General features: G+C 60.9%; 15 protein-coding genes and 1 pseudogene. 9 read left to right on the top strand and 7 right to left on the bottom strand.

Annotated features, from left to right (window positions below; genetic code table 11):
- Positions 1-22 precede the first annotated feature (22 nt).
- Both AB3G88_RS20520 and AB3G88_RS20515 read left to right on the top strand, forming a co-directional pair.
- Positions 23-307: pseudogene (locus tag AB3G88_RS20520) on the top strand (transglycosylase SLT domain-containing protein); the annotation flags it as partial.
- Between the two features lie 86 nt (positions 308-393).
- Positions 394-1,413: a quinone-dependent dihydroorotate dehydrogenase gene (locus tag AB3G88_RS20515; RefSeq protein WP_099582694.1), complete on the top strand. Its 1,020-nt coding sequence runs from the start codon at positions 394-396 to the stop codon at positions 1,411-1,413.
- Positions 1,414-1,536: 123 nt separating this feature from the next.
- Here the strand turns inward: AB3G88_RS20515 and rmf are convergent, their stop codons facing one another.
- Positions 1,537-1,752 (bottom strand): ribosome modulation factor, encoded by a 216-nt coding sequence (gene rmf / locus AB3G88_RS20510; protein WP_002553055.1) that lies wholly within the window; start codon positions 1,750-1,752, stop codon positions 1,537-1,539.
- A 532-nt stretch (positions 1,753-2,284) separates the two neighbouring features.
- Between rmf and rlmKL the strand changes: the two genes are divergently transcribed.
- Positions 2,285-4,552, top strand: a complete 2,268-nt coding sequence (gene rlmKL / locus AB3G88_RS20505) for a bifunctional 23S rRNA (guanine(2069)-N(7))-methyltransferase RlmK/23S rRNA (guanine(2445)-N(2))-methyltransferase RlmL (RefSeq protein ID WP_099582693.1) — start codon at positions 2,285-2,287, stop codon at positions 4,550-4,552.
- A gap of 137 nt (positions 4,553-4,689) precedes the next feature.
- Positions 4,690-7,089, top strand: coding sequence for a sensor domain-containing diguanylate cyclase (locus tag AB3G88_RS20500; RefSeq protein WP_480451400.1), 2,400 nt, complete (start codon positions 4,690-4,692; stop codon positions 7,087-7,089).
- Positions 7,090-7,141: 52 nt separating this feature from the next.
- Here the strand turns inward: AB3G88_RS20500 and dacB are convergent, their stop codons facing one another.
- Positions 7,142-8,602 carry a D-alanyl-D-alanine carboxypeptidase/D-alanyl-D-alanine endopeptidase gene (gene dacB, locus AB3G88_RS20495; RefSeq protein WP_480451398.1) on the bottom strand — a complete coding sequence of 487 codons (1,461 nt, stop codon included), beginning with the start codon at positions 8,600-8,602 and terminating at the stop codon, positions 7,142-7,144.
- 237 nt (positions 8,603-8,839) lie between these two features.
- Between dacB and AB3G88_RS20490 the strand changes: the two genes are divergently transcribed.
- Entirely contained in the window at positions 8,840-9,184 is a 345-nt protein-coding gene (locus tag AB3G88_RS20490; RefSeq protein ID WP_016979277.1) for a YggL family protein, read from the top strand.
- 37 nt (positions 9,185-9,221) lie between these two features.
- Here AB3G88_RS20490 and AB3G88_RS20485 read toward each other — a convergent pair whose 3' ends face one another.
- Positions 9,222-10,412 carry a benzoate/H(+) symporter BenE family transporter gene (locus AB3G88_RS20485; RefSeq protein WP_099582690.1) on the bottom strand — a complete coding sequence of 397 codons (1,191 nt, stop codon included), beginning with the start codon at positions 10,410-10,412 and terminating at the stop codon, positions 9,222-9,224.
- Between the two features lie 226 nt (positions 10,413-10,638).
- On the opposite strand from AB3G88_RS20485, the gene AB3G88_RS20480 reads away from it, so the two are divergent.
- Positions 10,639-11,403, top strand: a complete 765-nt coding sequence (locus AB3G88_RS20480) for a GntR family transcriptional regulator (protein WP_017134778.1) — start codon at positions 10,639-10,641, stop codon at positions 11,401-11,403.
- Positions 11,404-11,479: 76 nt separating this feature from the next.
- Here AB3G88_RS20480 and guaD read toward each other — a convergent pair whose 3' ends face one another.
- From guaD to xdhA, 4 genes are all read right to left on the bottom strand, one after another.
- Entirely contained in the window at positions 11,480-12,778 is a 1,299-nt protein-coding gene (gene guaD, locus AB3G88_RS20475) for a guanine deaminase (RefSeq protein ID WP_480454462.1), read from the bottom strand.
- 13 nt (positions 12,779-12,791) lie between these two features.
- Positions 12,792-13,634, bottom strand: a complete 843-nt coding sequence (xdhC, locus tag AB3G88_RS20470; RefSeq protein WP_480451396.1) for a xanthine dehydrogenase accessory protein XdhC — start codon at positions 13,632-13,634, stop codon at positions 12,792-12,794.
- Positions 13,635-13,752: 118 nt separating this feature from the next.
- Positions 13,753-16,152 (bottom strand): xanthine dehydrogenase molybdopterin binding subunit, encoded by a 2,400-nt coding sequence (gene xdhB / locus AB3G88_RS20465; RefSeq protein WP_480451394.1) that lies wholly within the window; start codon positions 16,150-16,152, stop codon positions 13,753-13,755.
- The gene (gene xdhA, locus AB3G88_RS20460) at positions 16,145-17,593 is read right to left on the bottom strand and encodes a xanthine dehydrogenase small subunit (RefSeq protein WP_099582686.1); all 1,449 of its coding nucleotides are present in this window, start codon (positions 17,591-17,593) and stop codon (positions 16,145-16,147) included. Before xdhA ends, xdhB begins: the two co-directional genes overlap by 8 nt.
- Before the next feature lie 281 nt (positions 17,594-17,874).
- Between xdhA and AB3G88_RS20455 the strand changes: the two genes are divergently transcribed.
- The 3 genes from AB3G88_RS20455 to zipA all read left to right on the top strand — a co-directional run bounded on the left by AB3G88_RS20455 (position 17,875) and on the right by zipA (position 23,154).
- Positions 17,875-18,534, top strand: a complete 660-nt coding sequence (locus tag AB3G88_RS20455) for a GntR family transcriptional regulator (protein WP_099582685.1) — start codon at positions 17,875-17,877, stop codon at positions 18,532-18,534.
- 2 nt (positions 18,535-18,536) lie between these two features.
- Entirely contained in the window at positions 18,537-22,025 is a 3,489-nt protein-coding gene (gene smc / locus AB3G88_RS20450; protein ID WP_480451392.1) for a chromosome segregation protein SMC, read from the top strand.
- A gap of 259 nt (positions 22,026-22,284) precedes the next feature.
- A complete protein-coding gene (zipA, locus tag AB3G88_RS20445; RefSeq protein ID WP_099582683.1) occupies positions 22,285-23,154 on the top strand; it encodes a cell division protein ZipA in 870 nt (289 codons plus the stop codon).
- Positions 23,155-23,231 lie beyond the last annotated feature (77 nt).

Raw genomic sequence — 23,231 nt, 5'->3', positions numbered from 1 at the left:
AACACAAAATTTATGACAGTCCCATGGCACCCGGGATATTGGTCTGATGCAGATCAACAGCATCCACTTGCCTCGTTTGCTCAAGCTGGGCATCACCGAAGAGCGGCTGTTGAGTGAACCCTGCCTCTCGGTGGAAGTGGCGGCGTCGATACTGGTCGAGTTCATCCAGCGCTTTGGTTATAACTGGACGGCGGTGGGGGCCTACAACGCCGGACCAGGTCCCGGGCCACTGCGTGAGGCGCTGCGCATGCGCTATGCAGAAAAAGTCTGGGGGCGTTATGAGGCTTTGGTACAGCAGCGCTATTGACGTTTGGGCGGCACGCCTCGCGTGCAGCCCGTCACCCCGGCTATAATCGCCGCCACCTTTCGCCGCCATCCGAGTCTAGCCCGCCCATGTATACCCTGGCCCGCCAGCTGTTGTTCAAACTCTCCCCGGAAACCTCCCACGATCTGTCCCTGGACCTGATCGGCGCCGGTGGCCGTCTGGGGCTTAATGGCCTGGTATGCAAGGCCCCGGCAAAGATGCCGGTGTCGGTAATGGGGCTCGACTTCCCTAACCCGGTCGGACTGGCCGCCGGCCTGGACAAGAACGGCGCGGCCATTGATGGTTTTGCACAACTGGGCTTTGGTTTTGTCGAGATCGGCACCGTGACGCCGCGACCGCAACCGGGTAACCCCAAGCCGCGTATTTTCCGTTTGCCGGAAGCGGAGGCGATCATCAATCGCATGGGGTTCAACAACCTCGGCGTCGATCACCTGCTGTCGCGGGTTGAGGCAGCGAAGTACAAGGGCATCCTGGGCATCAATATCGGCAAGAATTTCGATACACCGGTCGAGCGTGCAGTCGATGACTACCTGATCTGCCTGGACAAGGTCTACGCCCACGCCAGCTACGTCACCGTCAACGTCAGCTCGCCCAACACGCCGGGCCTGCGTAGCTTGCAGTTTGGTGATTCCCTCAAGCAATTGCTCGAAGCGTTGCGTCAGCGCCAGGAAGACTTGGCTCTGCGCCATGGCAAGCGCGTACCGCTTGCAATCAAGATCGCCCCGGACATGAGCGACGAAGAAACTGTGCTAGTGGCTCAGGCCCTGGTGGATTCCGGTATGGACGCGGTGATCGCCACCAATACCACCCTCAGCCGTGTTGGCGTCGAAGGGTTGGCCCATGGCGATGAAGCAGGTGGCCTGTCGGGTGCGCCGGTGCGGGATAAGAGCACTCACATCGTCAAGGTACTGGCTGCTGAGCTGGCCGGGCGTCTGCCCATTATTGCGGTGGGTGGTATTACCGAAGGCAAGCACGCGGCCGAGAAGATCGCCGCCGGCGCAAGCCTGGTGCAGCTGTACTCCGGCTTTATCTACAAGGGCCCGGCGCTGATTCGTCAATCGGTGGATGCCATCGCCGCATTGCGTTGAAGGATCGCCCATTAAAAAGGGCTCCATAAAGGAGCCCCCTGGGCCGAAGCCCGCCGCCCGGATAGGACGTGCGTGGTTAAGTCGTTACATATTCGTGGTGATGTCGGAATTAAGTGCCCTTGATTAGCCGACGGCGTGAAGTTCGTTGAGTCTGTGGATTCCCGCAGTGCCAGTCATACCGTCCCAGTTGTCGCCGCGTCCTTCTCGCCAGCCGTTGATCCAGGCTTGGCGTACCGACGGTAGAGTAAATGGGCAAAGCTCACGGGATTTGCCATGAACGCCATATTGATATCCGCGTAAAAATGCTCTTTCCAACGGATCACGCTTAAGTCTTCTCATAGGGTGTTTCCCTCACTTGTTGACTGTCTTGATATCCTTCGGCCTCGTCTGAGGCCGGGCAGAGTTTTTCTGCCGTTGGTGGGCTCGCTGCCGGCGTGGCGAGCCTAGGTGTCGACGTCGTTACGGCGCCAACCTGTGTTGAGTTCTAACCAATAGGTCACATGGATTCAATGATCGTTTTGTCATAAGCACGTAACGATAACGATGCTATAGCCATAAGCTGGGATGGCTTTTCGCCCCATTTGTGCAGCAAAGCCAGCTATGATGCACCCTGCAAAGAGGAAGGATTTAATCCTTTAGTGAGAATGTCCTCCTGTTGCGGTCGGTTACTATTCGACGAAGGGTCGGAATATTTCTTTTTGTTGCTTCAAAAATTCACTCTGCCCCGTCAATAAAGGCTCAAGGGCCCGTCAGACGGGGTGGGACGGCACATTCGTGCCACGCGGGCACTCTTCAAGAAAAGTGCTTGATTGAAAACCGAGCCGGCGATGCGTCGCCCGTTCATTTATTGCTGAAAAGCCTGGATTGCCCCATGTCGGACCGTTTTGAACTCTTCCTCACCTGCCCCAAGGGCCTCGAAGGCCTGCTGATCGAGGAAGCCGTCGGGCTTGGCCTTGAGGAAGCCCGCGAGCACACCTCGGCCGTGCGCGGCATGGCCGACATGGAAACCGCCTACCGCCTTTGCCTCTGGTCGCGCCTGGCCAACCGTGTGCTGCTGGTGCTCAAGCGCTTCCCGATGAAGGACGCCGAAGACCTTTACCACGGCGTGCTGGATATCGAGTGGGCCGACCATATGGTCAGCGACGGCACCCTGGCCGTGGAATTCAGCGGTCACGGCTCGGGCATCGACAACACCCACTTCGGCGCGCTGAAGGTCAAGGATGCAATCGTCGACAAGCTGCGCACCCCGACCGGTGAGCGCCCGTCCATCGACAAGATCAACCCGGACCTGCGCATCCATCTGCGCCTGGACCGTGGCGAAGCGATCCTCTCCCTCGACCTTTCCGGCCACAGCCTGCACCAGCGCGGCTATCGCCTGCAGCAGGGCGCAGCACCGCTGAAGGAAAACCTGGCGGCCGCGATCCTGATCCGTGCCGGCTGGCCGCGCATCGCTGCCGAAGGCGGCGCGCTGACCGACCCGATGTGTGGTGTGGGTACGTTCCTGGTCGAAGGCGCGATGATTGCCGCCGACATGGCGCCCAACCTTAATCGCGAACTGTGGGGCTTCACCACCTGGCTCGGCCACGTGCCGGCGCTGTGGAAGAAACTGCACACCGAGGCCACTGAACGTGCCGCCATCGGCATGAACAAGACCCCGCTGTGGGTGCGTGGCTACGAAGCTGATCCACGGCTGATCCAGCCTGCGCGCAACAACATCGAGCGTGCTGGCCTGAGCCATTGGATCAAGGTGTACCAAGGCGAAGTCGGCACTTTCGAGCCGCGCCCGGACCAGAACCAGAAAGGCCTGGTGATCTGCAACCCACCCTACGGCGAGCGCCTGGGTGACGAAGCCAGCCTGTTGTATCTCTACCAGAACCTCGGCGAGCGTCTGCGCCAGGCGTGCATGGGTTGGGAGGCGGCGGTGTTCACCGGCGCGCCGGACCTGGGCAAGCGCATGGGCATCCGCAGCCACAAGCAGTATTCGTTCTGGAACGGCGCCTTGCCGTGCAAGCTGCTGCTGATCAAGGTCAACCCAGACCAGTTTGTCACCGGCGAGCGCCGCACCCCGGAGCAGCGCCAGGCCGAACGTGAGCAAGCCGCTTACGATCAGGCCCCGGTCGAGCCACAAGAGCGCCAATACAACAAGAACGGCAATCCGATCAAGCCAGCCCCGGCCCCCGTGGTCGAGCAGGCGCGCCTGAGCGAAGGCGGGCAGATGTTCGCCAACCGCCTGCAGAAGAACCTCAAGCTGCTGGGCAAGTGGGCCAAGCGTGAAGGCGTGGATTGCTACCGTGTGTACGACGCCGACATGCCGGAATACTCCATGGCTATCGACCTCTACCACGATTGGGTGCACGTACAGGAATACGCCGCACCGAAGTCCATCGACCCGGAAAAAGCCTCCGCACGCATGTTCGATGCCTTGGCGGCTATCCCCCAGGCGCTGAACATCGACAAGAGCCGTGTGGTGGTCAAGCGTCGCGAGCGCCAGAGCGGCACCAAGCAGTACGAGCGCCAGAGCGCCCAAGGCAAGTTCACCGAGGTCAGTGAAGGCGGCGTGAAACTGCTGGTCAACCTCACCGATTACCTGGATACCGGTCTGTTCCTCGACCACCGCCCGATGCGCATGCGCATTCAGAAGGAAGCGGCCGGCAAGCGCTTCCTCAACCTGTATTGCTACACCGCCACCGCCAGCGTGCACGCTGCCAAGGGCGGCGCGCGCAGCACCACCAGCGTTGACCTGTCCAAGACCTATCTGGACTGGGCGCGTCGCAACTTCTCCCTTAACGGTTTCTCCGACAAAAACCGCCTGGAGCAGGGCGACGTGATGGCGTGGCTGGAAGCCAGTCGTGATGAGTTCGACCTGATCTTCATCGACCCGCCGACCTTCTCCAACTCCAAGCGCATGGAAGGTATCTTCGACGTGCAGCGTGACCACGTGCAGTTGCTGGACCTGGCCATGGCACGCCTGGCACCGGGTGGCGTGCTGTACTTCTCGAACAACTTCCGCAAGTTCGTGTTGGAGGACAACCTCAGCGAACGCTACGCCGTCGAGGAAATCAGCGACAAGACCCTCGACCCGGATTTTGCGCGCAACGCCAAGATCCACCGCGCCTGGAAAATCACGGCGCGCGGATAACCAACAACCTAAAGCCGCAAGCCTGGTTTATTCCGGTCTTGCGGCTTTTTTGCGCTGGTCAAACCCTGGGCCGATGGCTATAACTTAAGGCCTAGCCAAAGTGACACCCCCGCACGCTGGCGTTGTGAGTGTTGCTTATGCCGATGCAAGCCGTTCGCCCGAAAATCCTAGGTTTTATCAGTGAGCAGGCGTCGGCTTGGCTGGTGGCATTGGTGGTGTTTCTGGCCGGCGGTGCGCTGACGCTCATAGTCGCCTGGGCGGCCTCCGACCTCTATCAACAACAGGTGCGCCAGCGTTTTCAGTTGCTGGTCAACGAGCGCTATACCCGTCTGCAGGAACGCTTCGACGATCAGGAGCAGCGCCTCAACAGCATTCGGCGGTTTTTCGTCAATTCCGACGAAGTGTCTCGCGAAGAATTCGATGGTTTCGCCCAGCCTTTACTGTTGCGCACCCGTGCCTATTCCTGGGCGCCGCGGGTGTTTCGCGATCAGCGCAGCCAGTTTGAACACGCGGTGTCCCAGCAGCGCGGCGTGTCTTTTGTCATCCGTGAATTAAATACTGCCGGTGAGCTGGTTCCGGCGCGCGAACGCGATGAATATGTGCCGGTGCTCTACAGTCAGACCCAAAGCCTGCTGGGCTCACCCCTGGGTTTTGATCTGCTGGCTCAACCGCTGCGGCGTTCAGCCCTTGAACGTGCGCAAAAGAGCGGCAAGCTGGCGGTGTCCCAGCCCATGCAACTGGTCGGCGTCGAGCCTGCCTACGCCACTGGGGTGTTGCTGGTGGCGCCGGTCAGCCACCTGCCCACTTCCGATCAGTCCCAGAACGAGCCCTTTGGCTACGTGATGGCGGTGATCAGCATGCGCCAGTTAGTGGCCGATGGTTTGCCCAAGTCAGAACGGGACAACCTGGTGATGCAGATCGTCGACACATCCGACCTGGACAAACGCGTGCTCTATGAGACCAGCAATACCGTGGGAAGCAGCGATCTGCTCGGTGCGCGACGTCTTACCCTGGGTGACCATGTATATGCCCTGACCCTGCGTCCGAGCCAGGTGTTCGACCAGTCCAACCATTCCTCCCTGACCACCATCCTGACCATGGGCGGCTTGCTCAGCCTGTTGCTCGGCGCTTTGCTCTATGTGCTGGTCAGTCAGCGTCAGCGCGCCGTGAAACTGGTGGAGCAGCGCACCGTGCAGTTGCGTCTGCGTGAGCAGGAGTTGCGCGGTGCCCACGGTCAATTGCGCAGCGTGCTGAATGCTGCGACCCAGGTGGCAATCATTGCCACCGACTTGCGCGGTGTTATCAATACCTTCAACGCCGGTGCCGAGCAGATGCTCGGGTTATGCGCCGAGCAGGTGGTGGGCAAATTGACCCTGGAAAGCCTGCACCTGGCGCCGGAACTGGAAGCCCGTGCTGCCAGCCTGAGCGTGGCCCTGGGCAAGCGAATCCCGGCCAGCCAGGCGATGCTGGTGGAGAGCCCCGACAACCTGCACGAAGCCCGCGAATGGACCTTGGTGCGCGAGGACCGCAGCCAGTTGACCGTGACCATGCTGGCCACGGTGCTGCTGGATGACCACGGTTTGTGGATCGGGCACCTGGCGATCTACCTGGACATTACCGAGCAGAAACGGGCGTACGAAGCGTTGGCGGCCCGCGACCGCCTGCTCAAGAAACTCAGCGCCCATGTGCCGGGCGGGATCTTCCAGTTCACCCTTGAGCCTCACGAAAACTGGCGGTTTATCTATGCCAGCGATGGCATGCGCGACATTTATGAAATCGAAACCGGGGTGTTGCAGCAGGACGCGAAGAAGGTCTTCGAGCGTATCCACCCCCTGGACCTGGAGCGGGTACGCGCCTCGATTCGCCTGTCGGCATTGCAGTTGAGCCATTGGCGTGAAGAATACCGGGTGCTGTTGCCGCAGCGCGGTTTGCGCTGGATTCGCGGCGAGGCCACCCCTGAAGAATTACCGGGTGGCGGTACGCTGTGGCATGGCTATGTGTCGGACATTTCCGATTTGAAGCGGGTTGAAGAGGAGTTGCGTGCGCTGTCCATCACTGACTCACTGACCGGGATCCACAACCGCCGCTATTTCCAGGACCGGCTCAGGGCCGAAATGGCGCGACTCAACCGGACCAGTGGGGCGTTGTCGGTGATCATGCTCGATATTGACCACTTCAAGCGCATCAACGACAAGCACGGGCACGCGGTCGGCGACGCAGTGTTACAGGAGTTGTGCAAGCGCATCAGCGAACGCTTGCGCCGCACCGATGTGTTCTGCCGGCTGGGTGGTGAGGAGTTCATGGTGCTGTGCCCCCATACGGATGGGGAGCAGGCCTATAGCTTGGCGATGGAGCTGTGGCAGTCACTGCGCAACGAGCCGATGGAAACGGTGGGCATCGTCACCGCCAGCTTTGGCGTGGCCAGTTGGCGGATCGATGAGGGTATTGACGGGTTGTTGCTGCGCGCCGACTCGGCGGTGTATGTGGCCAAGCAGGCGGGCAGGGATCGGGTGGAGGCGGAGCGGCTTCGGGCTTGATTAACAGGGGCTTTCAGGCAAGCCAGCTCCCACCTTGGATCGATGTCGTTATTTAGAGCACAGGCGCAGCCGCTGCCAGTTTAGGCTGGCGATACAGGTCCAGCAGCACCTGATCCAGCACCGACGAGGCGCCCCATGGCTTCGGATCGTTGAGAATCGCCACCACCGCCCAGGTATTGCCGTTGTTGTCGCGGCTGAACCCGGCAATGGCGCGCACGGTGTTCAGGGTGCCGGTCTTGACGTGGGCTTCGCCGCGCATGGCCGTGGTCTTCAGGCGTTTGCGCATGGTGCCGTCGGTGCCGGCAATCGGCATCGAACTGATGTACTCCGCAGCGTAGGGGCTTTTCCAGGCTGCTTGCAGCATCGCGGCCATCTCGCGGGCGCTGACGCGTTCGGCACGGGACAGGCCGGAGCCGTTCTCCATCACCAGATGTGGCGCAGTAATGCCTTTTTTCGCCAGCCATTGGCGCACTACACGCTGCGCGGCCTTGGCATCATCGCCGTCGGCATCGTTGCGAAACTGGGCGCCCAGGCTCAAGAACAGCTGCTGGGCCATGGTGTTGTTACTGTACTTGTTGATGTCGCGGATGATTTCCGCCAGGTCCGGCGAGAATGCGCGGGCCAGCACCTTGGCATCCTTGGGCACGGGCGCCTGGATATCACGGCCCTGGATGCTGCCGCCCAGTTCCTGCCAGATTGCCCGCACGGCGCCGGCGGTATAGGTGGCATGGTCGAGCAGCGACAGGTAAGTCTGCGAGCTGCAGCCTTCGGCCAACTGTCCGCTGACGGTCACTGTCATGCTGCCATCAGCGGCAGTGACCGGGTTGTAGCGCACGTCGCCGGTGCACTGCTTGGCGTTGGAGACTTTGACCTGGTTGTCGATGCGGATGCTGGCAATGGGGGGCTCGACCGACACAATCACGCGGCCCGAGTCGTTGCGGGTCACAAAGCGCAGCGCCTTGAGGTTGACCAGCAGCGCATCCGGCTTGACCAGGAACGGTTTGTTCTCGTCGTTACCGTCGTCATTGAATTCAGGCAATTGCGGTTGGTTGAAGAAACTGCGGTCGAGCACCAGGTCGCCGGTGACTTGCTGCACGCCATTGGCGCGCAGGTCACGCATCAGCAGCCAGAGTTTTTCCATGTTCAGCTTGGGGTCGCCGCCGCCCTTGAGGTAAAGGTTGCCGTGCAACACGCCACCACTGAGGGTGCCGTCGGTGTAGAACTCGGTTTTCCACTGGTGGTTGGGGCCGAGCATCTCCAGGGCCGCGTAAGTGGTGACCAGCTTCATGGTCGAGGCGGGGTTCACCGAGACGTCAGCATTGAAAACCGTGGAGGTGCCGGGGCCATTCAGAGGAATCATGACCAGGGACAGGGCGGTGTTTTGCAGCTTGGCTTTGGCAAGTGCCTGCTGGACATTTGGTGGCAGGGTGGTGTTGACGGGGGCAGCGGAGACGGAAAACGCCAGTGGCAGAATAAAACCGGCAAAAAATACGGAACGCAAAGATTTGATCATAAGAAGTAAAACCCTACTGCTGAGGAGGGTGAAAAAGGCGAGGGGTAAATAAGAAAAATCCCTCATTGGTCATGAAAGTGTCGGCATTATGCCCCAAGGTGGGCGCACTTGTAGCTGAACCATAGCTGGAAATCGGCGTTTTTTTGCAGGCATTGCACCGCCTGTCCCAGAGAGTCGGGCAATTGCCGCCTTAAACTGCTAAAGTGCCGCCCGTTATTACTTATGAGGATTGTTCCAATGGCGACTAACCGTTCCCAGCGTCTGCGCAAAAAACTGTGCGTTGATGAATTTCAAGAGCTGGGTTTCGAACTGAACCTGGACTTCAACGAAGGCCTGAGTGAAGAAGCTATCGACGCTTTCCTCGAAGCATTCATCAAAGAAGCCATGGAAGCCAACGGTCTGGGCTATGTCGGCGGCGATGACTTCGGTCTGGTTTGCCTGCAGAAGCGTGGTTCGGTCTCCGAAGAGCAGCGCGCTGCCGTCGAAGCCTGGCTGAAAACCCGTTCCGAGCTGACCAAGGCTGAAGTCAGCCCGTTGCTGGACGTGTGGTATCCGGAAAAGCCGATCAACGCGGCTAAGTGATACTGAAAAAAACGGCGACCTGAGGGTCGCCGTTTTTTTATGCCTTGCGCCAGTTCAGAATCAGCAGCGTCAACACCCCCGCCACAATTCCCCAGAACGCCGACCCGATGGAAAACAACGTCAAGCCTGACGCGGTGACCATAAAGGTGATCAGCGCCGCTTCCCGTTCCTTCGGCTCATTCATGGCGATACTCAAGCCATTGATGATCGAGCCAAACAATGCCAAGGCCGCAATCGACAGCACCAGTTCCTTGGGCAGTGCTGCGAACAATGCCGCCAATGTGGCGCCGAACACGCCTGCAATCCCGTAGAAAACCCCGCACCACACCGCTGCGGTGTAGCGTTTATTGCGGTCTTCATGGGCATGGGGTCCGGTGCAGATGGCGGCGCTGATCGCCGCCAGGTTGATGCCGTGGGAGCCGAACGGTGCCAGCACCAGCGAGGCCAGGCCGGTGGCCGTGATCAGTGGCGAGGCGGGCACGTTGTAGCCGTCGGCGCGCAGTACCGCGACGCCGGGCATATTCTGCGAGGTCATCGCCACCACGAACAGCGGAATGCCGATGCTGATCGTCGCCGCCAACGAGAAGTGCGGCGTGGTCCAGACCGGCGTCGCCACTTCCAGGTGGAAGCCGCTGAAATCCAGCAAGCCCATCAGCCCTGAGAGCGCGGTGCCGATCACCAGCGCGGCCAGCACCGCATACCGTGGCGAAAGGCGTTTGATGATCAGGTAGGTGAAGAACATCCCCAGCACCAGGCCGGTGCGATGCTGCGCCGCGACGAAAATCTCGCTGCCTATCTTGAACAGGATCCCCGCCAGCAAGGCTGCCGCCAGTGAAGCCGGAATGCGCTTGACCAGCTTTTCAAAGCTGCCGGTCAACCCGCAGAGGGTCACCAGCACCGCGCAGGTGATGTAGGCACCGATGGCCTCGCCATAACTCACGCCGCCCAGGCTGGTGATCAACAGCGCCGCGCCCGGTGTGGACCAGGCAATGGTGATCGGGGTGCGGTAGCGCAGGGACAGGCCGATGCTGCATACCGCCATGCCGATGGAGATTGCCCAGATCCACGAGGAAATCTGTGCGGTGGTCAAGCCGGCAGCCTGGCCGGCCTGGAACATCAGCACCAATGAGCTGGTGTAGCCGGTCATCATCGCGATAAAGCCTGCGACAATGGCCGAGGGAGAAGTGTCGGCCAGTGGGCGCAAAGGCGCTTGGGTGGCGTCGGTCATGGAGAGGTGTTCCTTTTACCTGGGTGTTTGCCGGTGAAGGCGCAGATTCAAGCCTAAACTCAAACGTAACGACTCATTGCAATACAGCCGCCGGCGCAAACAGCCGTACAGTGTGTTGGCGCATTCGGTTGTGTACAATGTGCCCTGTTTTTAGGTGATACTTGCCAGCGACCGTCGCTTGCCGTATTACCGTTAATTCGCCGCCGTTCTCCAAACCCGAGTGCCCATGAACGAACAGTTGCAACCTCTCAAGAAACAACCGCGAGCCGGCAAGGCCGGTCGCAGCGGAACCCAGGACGATATTGTCTACGCGCATATCTTCGAGGCCATCCTCGAACAACGCCTGGCGCCCGGCACCAAATTGAGCGAAGAGGCACTGGGCGAAATCTTCGGCGTCAGCCGCACCATCATTCGTCGCGCCCTGTCGCGCCTGGCCCATGAAGGCGTGGTGCTGCTGCGGCCCAATCGCGGTGCGGTGGTGGCGAGTCCAAGCGTCGAGGAAGCACGCCAGGTATTCCTCGCCCGGCGCCTGGTGGAGCGGGCGATCACGGAGTTGGCGGTACAGCATGCTACCGCCGAACAGCTGGCCGAGCTGCGCCAGATGGTCAACGACGAGCGCGACAGTTTCTCCCGTGGTGATCGCGGTGCGGGTATCCGCCTTTCCGGCGAATTCCACCTCAAGCTGGCCGAAGCGGCGAAGAACGCGCCGCTGATCAGCTTCCAGCGCAGCCTGGTGTCCCAGACTTCATTGATCATCGCCCAGTACGAAAGCGGCAATCGCTCGCACTGCTCCTACGATGAACACACCCAGTTGATCGACGCGATTGAAGCGCGGGACGCGACACTGGCGGTGAATTTGATGATGCATCACATGGATCACATCGACAGCAAGCTCAACCTCGATGAGGAAAGCGCGTCGGATGATTTGCATGCGGTGTTTTCTCACCTGCTACAGACTAAAAAGCCTGGGCGCTCTTCTGTAAAACTGTAATTTCCCTGATTCACTTGGGACAAAAATGTGGGAGGGGCTTGCCCCCTCCCACTTTGGTTTTGTGTTGTGGCTGAGATCAGCGTTGGTGTACGAGCTGGCCCGCCGCATACGTCTGCAACACCGTCCGATCATCCCCCAGCGTCATCAGCACAAACAACCTCTCGGCGATGTCGTTCGCCTGTTTCAAGCGATAGCTGAGCAGCGGCGTGGCGTTGTAGTCCAGCACCAAAAAGTCCGCATCCGTACCCGGCTGCAACGTACCGATCTTGTCCTCCAGGCGCAGCGCCCGCGCACCACCCAGCGTCGCCAGGTACAGCGACTTGAACGGGCTCAACCGCGCGCCCTGCAACTGCATGACCTTGTACGCTTCGTTCAAGGTTTGCAGCAGCGAGAAACTGGTGCCGCCGCCCACGTCCGTACCCAGGCCCACATTCAACTGATGCTTCTCGGCCATCGGCAGGTTGAACAGCCCGCTGCCGAGGAAGAGGTTCGACGTCGGGCAGAACGCTACCGCCGAGCCGGTCTGCGCCAATCGTGCGCACTCGTCATCACACAGGTGTACGCCGTGGGCAAACACCGAGCGCTCGCCCAGTAATTTGTAGTGGTCGTACACATCCAGATAGCCGTTGCGTTCCGGGAACAGCTCGTTAACCCACTCGACCTCCTGCTTGTTCTCACTGATGTGCGTCTGCATGTACAGGTCCGGGTACTCGCCCAGCAGTTGCCCGGCCAACGCCAGTTGTTCCGGCGTACTGGTCGGCGCAAAGCGCGGCGTGACGGCATAGTGCAGGCGACCCTTGCCGTGCCAGCGCTCGATCAGCGCCTTGCTTTCCTGGTAGCTGGTTTCGGCGGTGTCGGTGAGGTAGTCCGGCGCGTTGCGGTCCATCATCACTTTGCCGGCAATCATGCGCAGGTCGAGTTTCTCGGCCGCCTCGAAGAACGAGTTCACCGACTGCGGATGCACGCTGCCGAACACCAACGCGGTGGTGGTGCCGTTGCGCAGCAGTTCCTTGATGAAAATATCCGCGACTTCCTCGGCGTGGGCCTTGTCGGCGAACTGGCTTTCACACGGAAAGGTGTAGGTGTTGAGCCAGTCCAGCAGTTGCTCGCCATAGGCGCCGACCATGCCGGTTTGCGGCAGGTGGATATGGGTGTCGATCAGGCCGGGAGTGATCAGCGCGTCCTGGTAATGGGTGACTTCAATATCGGCCGCCAAGGTCGGCAGTAGGTCGCTAGCATGGCCGACGGCGCTGATCCGGCCGTTGACGATCACCAGCAGGCCGTCTTCAAAATACTCGTAGGACGCTTCGATCCCAACGATGGCGGGGTCGGCGATGCTGTGCAGGATGGCGGCGCGGTAGGCATTGCGAGTCAAAGGCATGGTGATCTCAATTCGTGGCTTGGCTGCGGCGTGACACCGGCAGCAGTTTGGCAATCGGTTCGGCGCTCGCAGTGTGCTGGCCGAAATTGGCGTTATAGGTGGCGATGATTTCGCCGGCGATGGAGATGGCGATTTCCACCGGTAATTTGCCCTTCACCTCGGTGAGGCCCATAGGGCAGCGCATGCGTTGCAACTGCGCGGCATCGAAGCCACGCTCACGCAGGCGGTGTTCGAACTTGACGCGTTTGGTCTTGGAGCCGATCAGGCCGAAGTAGGTGAAGTCGTTGCGCTTGAGCAGAGCGGCGGTGAGTTCCAGGTCCAGCGCGTGATTGTGGGTCATGACTATGCAGTAACTGCCCACGGGCAAGTCGGCAATTTCGTCGACCGGTTCTTCGCTGACGATTTTACGCACGCCCTGGGGGATATGTTCCGGGAACTCCTGATCACGGGAATCGATCCAGCGCACGCGGCACGGCAGGCTCGCCAGCAGTGGCACCAGTGCACGGCCGACGTGGCCGGCGCCAAATACCGCAATCTGTGCCTGCACCTGGCCCATGGGTTCGAACAGCAGCACGGTCACGCCACCGCAGCACTGGCCCAGGCTGGCGCCGAGGCTGAAGCGCTCCAGATGGGTGCTCTGCTGGCCGCGCACGAGCATGTCCCGGGCGATTTGCATCGCCTTGTATTCCAGATGCCCGCCGCCAATGGTGTCGAAGGTCTGCGTGGCGCTGATCACCATCTTCGAACCAGCATTGCGCGGCGTGGAGCCGAGCTCTTCGATGATGGTCACCAGTACGCAGGGTTCGCCCTGGTTTTGCAGGTCGGCGAGGGCGCTGATCCAGTTGTTCATAGTCACCTCTTGTGGTGTCTGTCAGGCCGCTATCGGGAGCAAGCCCCTTCCCACATTTGATGGCATTCACAGATCAAAATGTGGGAGGAGGCTTGCCTCCGATGGCAGCGCCTCGGTCCTAAAGCGGAGCCATCTCGGTTTCGGTTTCAACCGGCACAACCGCCTGCAACTTGCGCATCTGCTCACACCCCCATAGCACCCGCTCCGGCGTTGCCGGCGCATCAATCTTCGGCTGATGGCGATAGTCACCCAGGCTCGCCACCGCATCCTTGATTGCACACCAAGACGCGATCCCGAGCATGAACGGCGGCTCACCCACGGCCTTGGAATGGAACACCGTGTCTTCCGGGTTTTTGCGGTTTTCCACCAGCTTCACCCGCAGGTCCAACGGCATGTCCGCCACCGCCGGGATCTTGTAACTGGCCGGGCCGTTGGTCATCAGCTTGCCCTTGTTGTTCCACACCAACTCTTCCATGGTCAGCCAGCCCATGCCCTGGATAAAGCCGCCTTCCACCTGGCCGATGTCGATGGCCGGGTTCAGCGAGGCGCCCACGTCATGCAGGATGTCGGTACGCAGCATTTTGTATTCGCCGGTGAGGGTGTCGACGATCACTTCGCAGCAGGCCGCGCCGAATGCGAAGTAATAGAACGGCCGCCCGCGTGACTGGCTGCGGTCGTAGAAGATTTTCGGGGTCTTGTAGAAGCCGGTGCTCGACAGCGAGACCTGGGCGAAATACGCCTGTTGAATCAACGCCTCAAAGGTCAGGATCTGGTCGCGCACGCGCACATGGCCGTTGTGGAATTCCACGTCCGCCTCACTCACGTCGTATTTGCGCGCGGCAAACTCCACCAGCCGTTGCTTGATGGTTTCGGCGGCATTCTGTGCGGCTTTGCCGTTCAGGTCCGCACCGCTGGAGGCAGCGGTCGGCGAGGTGTTGGGCACCTTGTCGGTGTTGGTGGCGGTGATCTGTACGCGGTCGATTTCCACCTGAAACACTTCGGCCACCACTTGCGCGACCTTGATGTTCAAGCCCTGGCCCATCTCGGTGCCGCCGTGGTTCAGGTGGATGCTGCCGTCGGTGTAGATGTGGATCAGCGCACCGGCCTGATTGAGAAAACTGGCGGTGAACGAGATGCCGAATTTCACCGGGGTCAGCGCCAGGCCCTTTTTCAGGATCGGGCTGTGGGCGTTGTACCGGCGGATCGCTTCGCGGCGCTCGGCGTATTGGCTGCTGGCTTCCAGTTCGGCGGTCATCTCTTCGAGCATGTTGTGCTCGACGGTCTGGTAGTAGTGGGTGACGTTGCGCTCGGTCTTGCCGTAGTAGTTGGCCTTGCGCACCGCCAGCGGGTCCAGCGCCAGATGGCGGGCGATGGCGTCCATCACTTCCTCGATGGCGACCATGCCTTGGGGGCCGCCGAAACCACGATAGGCGGTGTTGGACGCGGTGTTGGTCTTGCAGCGATGGCCGTTCACCGTGGCATCGCCCAGGTAATACGAGTTGTCGGCGTGGAACATGGCGCGGTCGACAATCGAGTTGGACAGGTCCGGCGAGCAGCCGCAGTTACCGGCGAGCTCCAGGTTGATCCCATGCAGGCGGCCGCTGTCGTCGAAGCCCACGTCGTATTCGATATAGAAGGGGTGGCGCTTGCCGGTCATCAGCATGTCTTCCACACGCGGCAGGCGCATCTTGGTCGGTTGGCCGGTGAGGCGTGCGACCACCGCACACAGGCACGCCGGGCTCGCGGCCTGGGTTTCCTTGCCGCCGAAACCGCCGCCCATGCGGCGCATGTCGACGACGATTTTGTTCATCGACACATCCAGCACTTCGGCCACCAGCTTCTGCACTTCGGTGGGGTTTTGCGTGGAGCAGTAGACGATCATGCCGCCGTCTTCGGTGGGCATCACCGAGGAAATCTGTGTTTCCAGGTAGAAGTGCTCCTGGCCACCGATGTGAAGGGTGCCCTGGATACGGTTTTTCGCCGTGGCGAGTGCGCCGGCCGAATCGCCACGCTGGTGTGTGTGGCTGTCGAGCACGAAGTGTTTGTTGCGGTACGCCTCGACCACATCCAGCACCGGCTCCAGGTCTTCGTATTCGATCACGGCGGCCATGGCGGCCTTGCGTGCGGTGTCCAAATCCCAGGCGGCTACGGCGAGCACCACTTGGCCGACAAACTGCACCGTGTCGATGGCCAGCAGCGGGTCGCCGGGCATCAGCGGGCCGATGTCTTTCAGGCCCGGCACGTCTTCGTGGGTGATGGCGATGCGCACGCCTTCGAAGGCGTAGCAAGGCGCGGTGTCGATGCTGATGATCCGGGCGTGGGCGCGGTCGGACATGCGCGCATACAGGTGCAATTGGTTGGGGAATTCCAGGCGGTCATCGATGTACTGCGCCTCACCGCTGACGTGCTTGGCGGCGCTGTCATGCTTGACGCTGCGACCGACCCCGGACGTCAGGTCCTGGGCGAACAGTTCGGCGAGTTCGGCCTGGGTTTTTTCCACGGCGTGATGGTTAGACATAAGCGGTCACCCGAGTCTCGATGTGCGGCGTTTGCAGCTCGATGAAGTATTTGCGCAGCAGGTTCTGTGCGCTGAGCAGGCGGTATTCCTTACTGGCGCGGAAGTCCGACAGCGGGGTGAAATCCTCGGCCAGGGCGGCGCAGGCTTTCTCCACTGTGGCAGCGTTCCAGGTGGCGCCGACCAATGCGGCTTCGCAGCGCTTGGCGCGTTTAGGCGTGGCGGCCATACCGCCGAAGGCCACGCGAGCTTCGCCGATCACGCCGTTATCGAGCTTCAGGTTGAAGGCTGCGCACACGGCGGAAATATCATCGTCCAGGCGCTTGGAAACCTTGTACGCCCGGAACAGTGTGTGGCCCTTCGGCACGATGATTTTCTCGATGAATTCGCTGTCCTGGCGTGCGGTCACACGGTAATCGATGAAGTAGTCTTCCAGGGCCAGGGTACGGCGCACATCGCCTTTGCACAGCACGATCTGCGCGCCGAGGGCGATCAGCAGCGGCGGCGAATCGCCAATCGGCGAGGCGTTGCCGATATTGCCGCCCAAAGTGCCCTGGTTGCGGATTTGCAGGGACGCGAAGCGGTGCAGCAACTCGCCGAAGTCCGGGTATTCGTGGTGCAGCGCGGTGTAGCAGTCGGACAAAGCGGTGGCGGCGCCGATTTCCAGGCGGTCGTCGAAGGCTTCGATGCGCTTCATTTCTTCGATGTTGCCGACATAGATCATCACCGGCAGCGTGCGATGGAACTGGGTGACTTCCAGCGCCAGATCGGTGCCGCCGGCCAGCAGGCGGGCTTGCGGGTAGGCGTCATAGAGGTCGGCCAGGTCGGCCACGGTCAGCGGCACCAGGCAGCGTTTGTCGCCGCTGTTGAGTTCGCCGGTCTGGGTCGGCGCAATGGCTTTGAGGCGCGCGATGGTCTCGGCCTGGCGGCTGTCGAACTGATCCACGGGTTTGTTGCAGCAGGCCTGCTCGGCGGCGGCCAGAATCGGGCGGTAGCCGGTGCAGCGGCACAGGTTGCCGGCCAGGGCTTCGTGGGCCTTTTGGCTGTCGGGGGCGTCGCTGTTCTTTTGCAGGGCGAACAGCGACATCACAAACCCAGGGGTGCAAAAGCCGCACTGCGAACCGTGGCACTCGACCATGGCCTGCTGCACGCTGTGCAGTTGGCCCTGGTGCTTGAGGTCTTCGACGCTGATCAGTTGCTTGCCGTGCAGCGACGACACAAAGGTCAGGCACGAGTTAAGGCTGCGATAACGAATCTGCTCGACGCCTTGATCGTCGCGATGCAACTCGCCGACCACCACGGTGCACGCACCACAGTCGCCGCTGGCGCAGCCTTCCTTGGTACCGGATTTGCCCACGTGCTCGCGCAGATAGTTGAGCACGGTCAGGTTGGGGTCCAGGGCGTGCTCGCTACGGAGTTCCTGGTTGAGTAAAAACTGGATCACGGAAGGCCTCGCAGACTCATTATTGTTGTTAACCGCTTTGCGCCGAATCTAGTCATGTCTGACTTTTCGGTCAATGGTTTTCTGACCTAAAGGTCAAGAAAAGGCGATCACAACACATTCAATTATGGTCCAGTCTTCTAGAACCGGCGTTTTTTGCGGGCTGGCGCCGCTCAACCGCTGCTTGTTTCATGCCAAATTCGCCACGGTGGGCGTAGCGCCATCAGCCAGCCAATGCGCTACACTGCCGCGCTTGTACCGATAGAAGATTTTGAAGGGAAAACATGACGTTCAAGGCGCCGGACAGTCTCGCCGAGCAAATCGCTCACCACCTCGCCGAACGCATCATTCGCGGCGATCTCAAGCCTGGGGAACGCATCCAGGAACAGAAAGTCACGCTGGCGCTGAATGTCAGCCGTGGTTCCGTGCGCGAAGCCTTGCTGATCCTCGAACGGCGCCACCTCATCGCGATCCTGCCACGCCGTGGTGCCCACGTGACCGAGCTCACCGCACACAAGGTCCAAAGCCTGTGCACGCTGATGAGCGAGCTGTACATCCTGCTCGGCAATGCCGTCGCTGAAGGCTGGCAGACCCAGGCCGACATGGCGCCGTTCGTGCAGATCCAACAGCGCCTGGTGACCAATTTCGAGCGTGAGGACATCCGCGCCTTCGTCGAAGAATGCTTCAACGTGATGCGCGCCGCGTACCCCTTTGCCAATAACCCTTACCTGCAGGAAACCGTCGAGAACCTGCAACCGGCGATGAACCGTGCCTATTACCTGGCCCTGGATCAGCGCAAGGCGTCCATGAGCGAGTACCTGGCGCTGTTCGAGCAACTGCTCGCCGCCGTGCTGGCCCGTGACGTGCCGCAGATTCGCCAGGTGCTGTCGGCCTACTGCCAGCGCAGCAGCTCGCTGGTCATCGCAGCGTTGGCGGACGCCTAAGCGTGCGGCTCAAGTGCATCAAGCTGGCGGGGTTCAAATCCTTCGTCGACCCGACCACGGTGAACTTCCCCAGTAACATGGCGGCAGTGGTCGGGCCCAATGGTTGCGGCAAGTCGAACATCATCGACGCCGTACGTTGGGTGATGGGCGAGAGCTCGGCCAAAAACCTGCGCGGCGAGTCGATGACCGACGTCATCTTCAACGGCTCCACCAGCCGCAAACCGGTGAGCCAGGCCAGTATCGAGCTGGTGTTCGATAACTCCGACGGCACCCTGATCGGCGAATACGCGGCCTACGCGGAAATCTCCATCCGCCGCAAAGTCACGCGCGACAGCCAGAACAGCTACTTCCTCAACGGCACCAAGTGCCGCCGACGCGACATCACCGATATCTTCCTCGGCACCGGCCTGGGCCCGCGCAGCTACTCGATCATCGAGCAGGGCATGATCTCCAAGCTGATCGAAGCCAAGCCCGAAGACCTGCGTAACTTCATCGAAGAAGCGGCCGGCATCTCCAAGTACAAGGAGCGCCGCCGCGAAACTGAAAACCGCATCCGCCGTACCCACGAAAACCTCGCCCGCCTCACCGACCTGCGCGAAGAGCTGGAGCGCCAGTTGGAACGCCTGCACCGCCAGGCCCAGGCCGCCGAGAAGTATCAGGAATACAAAGGCGAAGAACGCCAGCTCAAGGCGCAACTCTCGGCCCTGCGCTGGCAGGCGCTGAATGAGCAGGTGGGGCAGCGCGAAGCAATTATCGGCACCCAGGAAATCAGTTTCGAAGCACTGGTGGCCGAGCAGCGCAACGCCGATGCCAGCATCGAGCGACTGCGCGACGGGCACCATGATCTGTCCGAACGCTTCAATCTGGTGCAAGGCCGCTTCTATTCGGTGGGCGGCGATATCGCCCGCGTCGAGCAAAGCATCCAGCACGGCCTGCAGCGCCTGCGCCAATTGCAGGACGATCTCAAGGAAGCCGAACGCGCGCGGCTGGAGACTGAATCCCACCTGGGCCACGACCGCACCTTGCTGCTGACGCTGGGTGAAGAGCTGGACATGCTCACCCCCGAGCAGGAAATTACCAGCGCCGCTGCCGAAGAAGCCGCAGTGGCGCTTGAAGAATCTGAAACCACCATGCACGGCTGGCAGGAGCAGTGGGACGCTTTCAACCTGCAATCTGCCGAACCGCGTCGCCAGGCCGAGGTGCAGCAGTCGCGCATCCAGCAACTGGAGACCAGCATGGAGCGCCTGGCCGAGCGCCAGCGTCGTCTGCAGGAAGAGCGCGTGCTGCTCGCCGCCGACCCGGAAGACGCGGCGATCATGGACCTCAGCGAGCAGCTCGCCGAAAGCGAGATGACCCTCGAAGAGCTGGAAGCCAGCGAAGAGCAGCAAGTGGAGCGCCTGGAGCAATTGCGTCAGCAACTGCAACAGGCAACCCAGGCCCAGCAACAGGCCCAGGGCGATTTGCAGCGGCTTAACGGGCGGCTGGCGTCCCTTGAAGCCTTGCAGCAAGCCGCGCTGGACCCTGGCACCGGCACCGCCGAATGGCTGCGCGACCAGCATCTGGCCGAGCGCCCGCGCCTGGCGGAAGGCCTGAAGGTCGAAGCCGGTTGGGAGCTGGCGGTGGAAACCGTGCTCGGCGCCGATCTGCAAGCAGTGCTGGTGGATGATTTCGGCGGCTTTGACCTGGCCGGGTTTGCCCAGGGCGACCTGCGATTGCTTAGCCCCGCCGCCGATGGCACGCGGGTGCCGGGTAGCCTGCTGGACAAGGTCGAGGCCGCGATTGACCTGTCGCCATGGCTGGGCCAGGTCAAACCGGTGGATTCCCTGGAGCAGGCCCTGGCCCAGCGCGGTCAGTTGGCGGCCGGTGAAAGCCTGATCAGCCGCGATGGCTACTGGGTCGGCCGGCACTTTTTGCGGGTGCGCCGCGCCAGTGAAGCCGAGAGCGGCATGCTGGCCCGCGGCCAGGAAATCGTCAGCCTGATCGCCGAGCGCGAAGAGCGTGAAGCCACCCTCGAAAGCCTGGAAACTGAATTGCAGACCCTGCGCGCCACCCAGCGCCAGCAAGAGACCGGTCGTGAACACCTGCGCCGCCTGTTGCAGGACGAGGCGCGCCAGCAAGGCGAACTCAAGGCGCAACTGTCGGCGAGCAAAGCCAAAGCCGAGCAACTGACCCTGCGCCGCACCCGTCTTGATGAAGAAGTCGCCGAGATGGGCGAGCAACGCGCCCTGGAACACGAACAGATCGGCGAAGCGCGCCTGCACTTGCAGGAAGCCCTCGACAGCATGGCCCTCGACACCGAGCAGCGCGAACTGCTGCTCGCCCAGCGCGACAGCCTGCGCGAACGCCTTGACCGCGTGCGCCAGGAAGCCCGGCAGCACAAGGATCACGCGCACCAACTGGCGGTACGCCTCGGCTCGCTGCGTGCCCAGCATGATTCGACACGCCAGGCCCTGGAGCGCCTGGAGATGCAATCCGAACGCCTCACCGAAAAGCGCGAGCAACTGAGCCTCAACCTGGAGGAGGGCGAAGCGCCGCTGGAAGAGCTGCGCCTCAAGCTCGAAGAGTTGCTCGACAAGCGCATGACCGTCGACGAAGAACTCAAGACCGCACAGATCGCCCTGGAAGATGCCGACCGCGAGTTGCGCGATGCGGAAAAGCGTCGGACTCAAGCCGAGCAGCAATCCCAACTGATCCGCGGCCAGCTCGAACAACAGCGCATGGAATGGCAAGCCCTGACCGTGCGCCGCAAAACCCTGCAAGACCAGTTGCTGGAAGACGGCTACGACCTGCACGGCGTGCTCAACACCCTGACCGCCCAGGCCAATGAAAAAGACGCCGAAGAAGAGCTTGAGCGCATTGCTGCACGGATCCAGCGCCTGGGCGCGATCAACCTCGCGGCCATCGATGAATATCAGCAGCAGTCCGAGCGTAAACGTTATCTGGATGCCCAGGACGCCGATCTGGTCGAAGCCCTGGACACCCTGGAAAACGTGATCCGTAAGATCGACAAGGAAACCCGTAACCGCTTCAAAGATACCTTTGATCAGATTAATAGCGGTTTACAGGCGTTATTCCCAAAAGTTTTCGGCGGTGGCAGCGCTTACTTGGAACTGACGGGCGAAGATCTACTCGATACAGGGGTAACGATCATGGCGCGGCCTCCGGGCAAGAAGAACAGCACCATCCATTTGTTGTCCGGCGGCGAAAAAGCCCTGACCGCACTGGCCCTGGTATTTGCCATCTTCAAGTTGAACCCGGCGCCGTTCTGCATGCTCGACGAAGTTGACGCACCGTTGGATGACGCGAACGTTGGACGCTACGCACGACTGGTCAAAGAGATGTCCCAGACCGTGCAGTTCATCTATATCACCCACAACAAGATCGCCATGGAAATGGCTGATCAGTTGATGGGCGTGACGATGCATGAACCGGGCTGTTCGCGTTTGGTCGCGGTGGATGTCGAAGAAGCGATGGCGATGGTGGAATCTTGAGTTGCGCCATGACAGAAAGTTTTCAGCGCGTTGAAGGGTGATTTACCGGTCTAGGGAAAGTGGCAAATGGACATATTTGTTCAAGGCATTTTGACAGACGGTGTAAAGTTATCTTTGGTCGTGCTAGTTTAATGTCAATTTTTCGTGTGCGTGGGCAAAACGTCAGTCAGAACATAGAGTTGGCGCCACGTTTTAAAGCGGTTTGCACGGTGCTAAACCCCTTATTTTTCAGCATTTTTTATTAGAGGCACGGGATTACATGGAAATCGGTCTGCGCGAGTGGCTGATCGTCATCGGCATTATTGTCATTGCCGGTATTCTTTTTGATGGCTGGCGCCGCATGCGCGGTGGCAAGGGCAAGCTCAAATTCCGTCTGGACCGCAACCTGTCCAACTTGCCTGACGACGACGGCAGCGCCGAGCTGCTGGGGCCGCCCCGTGTGCTGGATACCCATAAAGAGCCGCAGCTGGACGAACACGACTTGCCGTCGATGAGCGCGCCGTTGCGTGAAGCCCGTGAACCGTCTTCCAAGCGTGGCAAGCGCGCCAACGCCGCCGTGGCCGAGCCCCATCAGGGTGACCTGAACCTCGACGTCGACGAAGGCCCGAGCTTCAGCAGCCGCGACGATGATTTCCCGGACGAAAACGTCGGCAAGACCAGCAGCGCCGCGCGCCAGTCGGTCAATGATCAGCCGGCCGCCGAAGAAGTCCTGGTGATCAGCGTGATCTGCCGCGACGCCGCCGGCTTCAAAGGCCCTGCGCTGTTGCAGAACATCCTCGAAAGCGGCCTGCGTTTTGGCGAGATGGATATCTTCCACCGTCACGAAAGCATGGCCGGCAACGGCGAAGTGCTGTTCTCCATGGCCAACGCGGTCAAGCCGGGCACTTTTGATCTGGACGACATCGACCTGTTCAGCACGCCGGCGGTAAGCTTCTTCCTCGGCCTGCCAGGCCCGCGTCACCCGAAACAAGCGTTCGACGTGATGGTGGCCGCAGCCCGCAAGCTGTCCCAGGAACTCAACGGCGAGCTCAAGGACGACCAACGCAGCGTCCTGACTGCCCAGACCATCGAACATTACCGTCAGCGTATCGTCGAGTTCGAGCGTCGCGCCCTGACACAGAAACGCTGAGGTTCGATCTTAAGCGTTGTCTGTAGAATCCGTGCACTAACATATTGAGCAGCTTCGGCTGCTCTTTTGCTTTATGA

The sequence above is a fragment of the Pseudomonas arvensis genome, assembly GCF_056688935.1.
The sequence above is the reverse complement of the archived record's forward strand: the minus strand, read 5'-3'. Positions and strand labels throughout refer to the sequence as shown.

Coding starts and splice junctions, on each gene's coding strand:
- AB3G88_RS20515 (WP_099582694.1), top strand. CDS start 394: ATGTATACCCTGGCCCGCCAGCTGTTGTTCAAACTCTCCCCGGAAACC.
- rmf (WP_002553055.1), bottom strand. CDS start 1,752: ATGAGAAGACTTAAGCGTGATCCGTTGGAAAGAGCATTTTTACGCGGA.
- rlmKL (WP_099582693.1), top strand. CDS start 2,285: ATGTCGGACCGTTTTGAACTCTTCCTCACCTGCCCCAAGGGCCTCGAA.
- AB3G88_RS20500 (WP_480451400.1), top strand. CDS start 4,690: ATGCCGATGCAAGCCGTTCGCCCGAAAATCCTAGGTTTTATCAGTGAG.
- dacB (WP_480451398.1), bottom strand. CDS start 8,602: ATGATCAAATCTTTGCGTTCCGTATTTTTTGCCGGTTTTATTCTGCCA.
- AB3G88_RS20490 (WP_016979277.1), top strand. CDS start 8,840: ATGGCGACTAACCGTTCCCAGCGTCTGCGCAAAAAACTGTGCGTTGAT.
- AB3G88_RS20485 (WP_099582690.1), bottom strand. CDS start 10,412: ATGACCGACGCCACCCAAGCGCCTTTGCGCCCACTGGCCGACACTTCT.
- AB3G88_RS20480 (WP_017134778.1), top strand. CDS start 10,639: ATGAACGAACAGTTGCAACCTCTCAAGAAACAACCGCGAGCCGGCAAG.
- xdhC (WP_480451396.1), bottom strand. CDS start 13,634: ATGAACAACTGGATCAGCGCCCTCGCCGACCTGCAAAACCAGGGCGAA.
- xdhB (WP_480451394.1), bottom strand. CDS start 16,152: ATGTCTAACCATCACGCCGTGGAAAAAACCCAGGCCGAACTCGCCGAA.
- AB3G88_RS20455 (WP_099582685.1), top strand. CDS start 17,875: ATGACGTTCAAGGCGCCGGACAGTCTCGCCGAGCAAATCGCTCACCAC.
- zipA (WP_099582683.1), top strand. CDS start 22,285: ATGGAAATCGGTCTGCGCGAGTGGCTGATCGTCATCGGCATTATTGTC.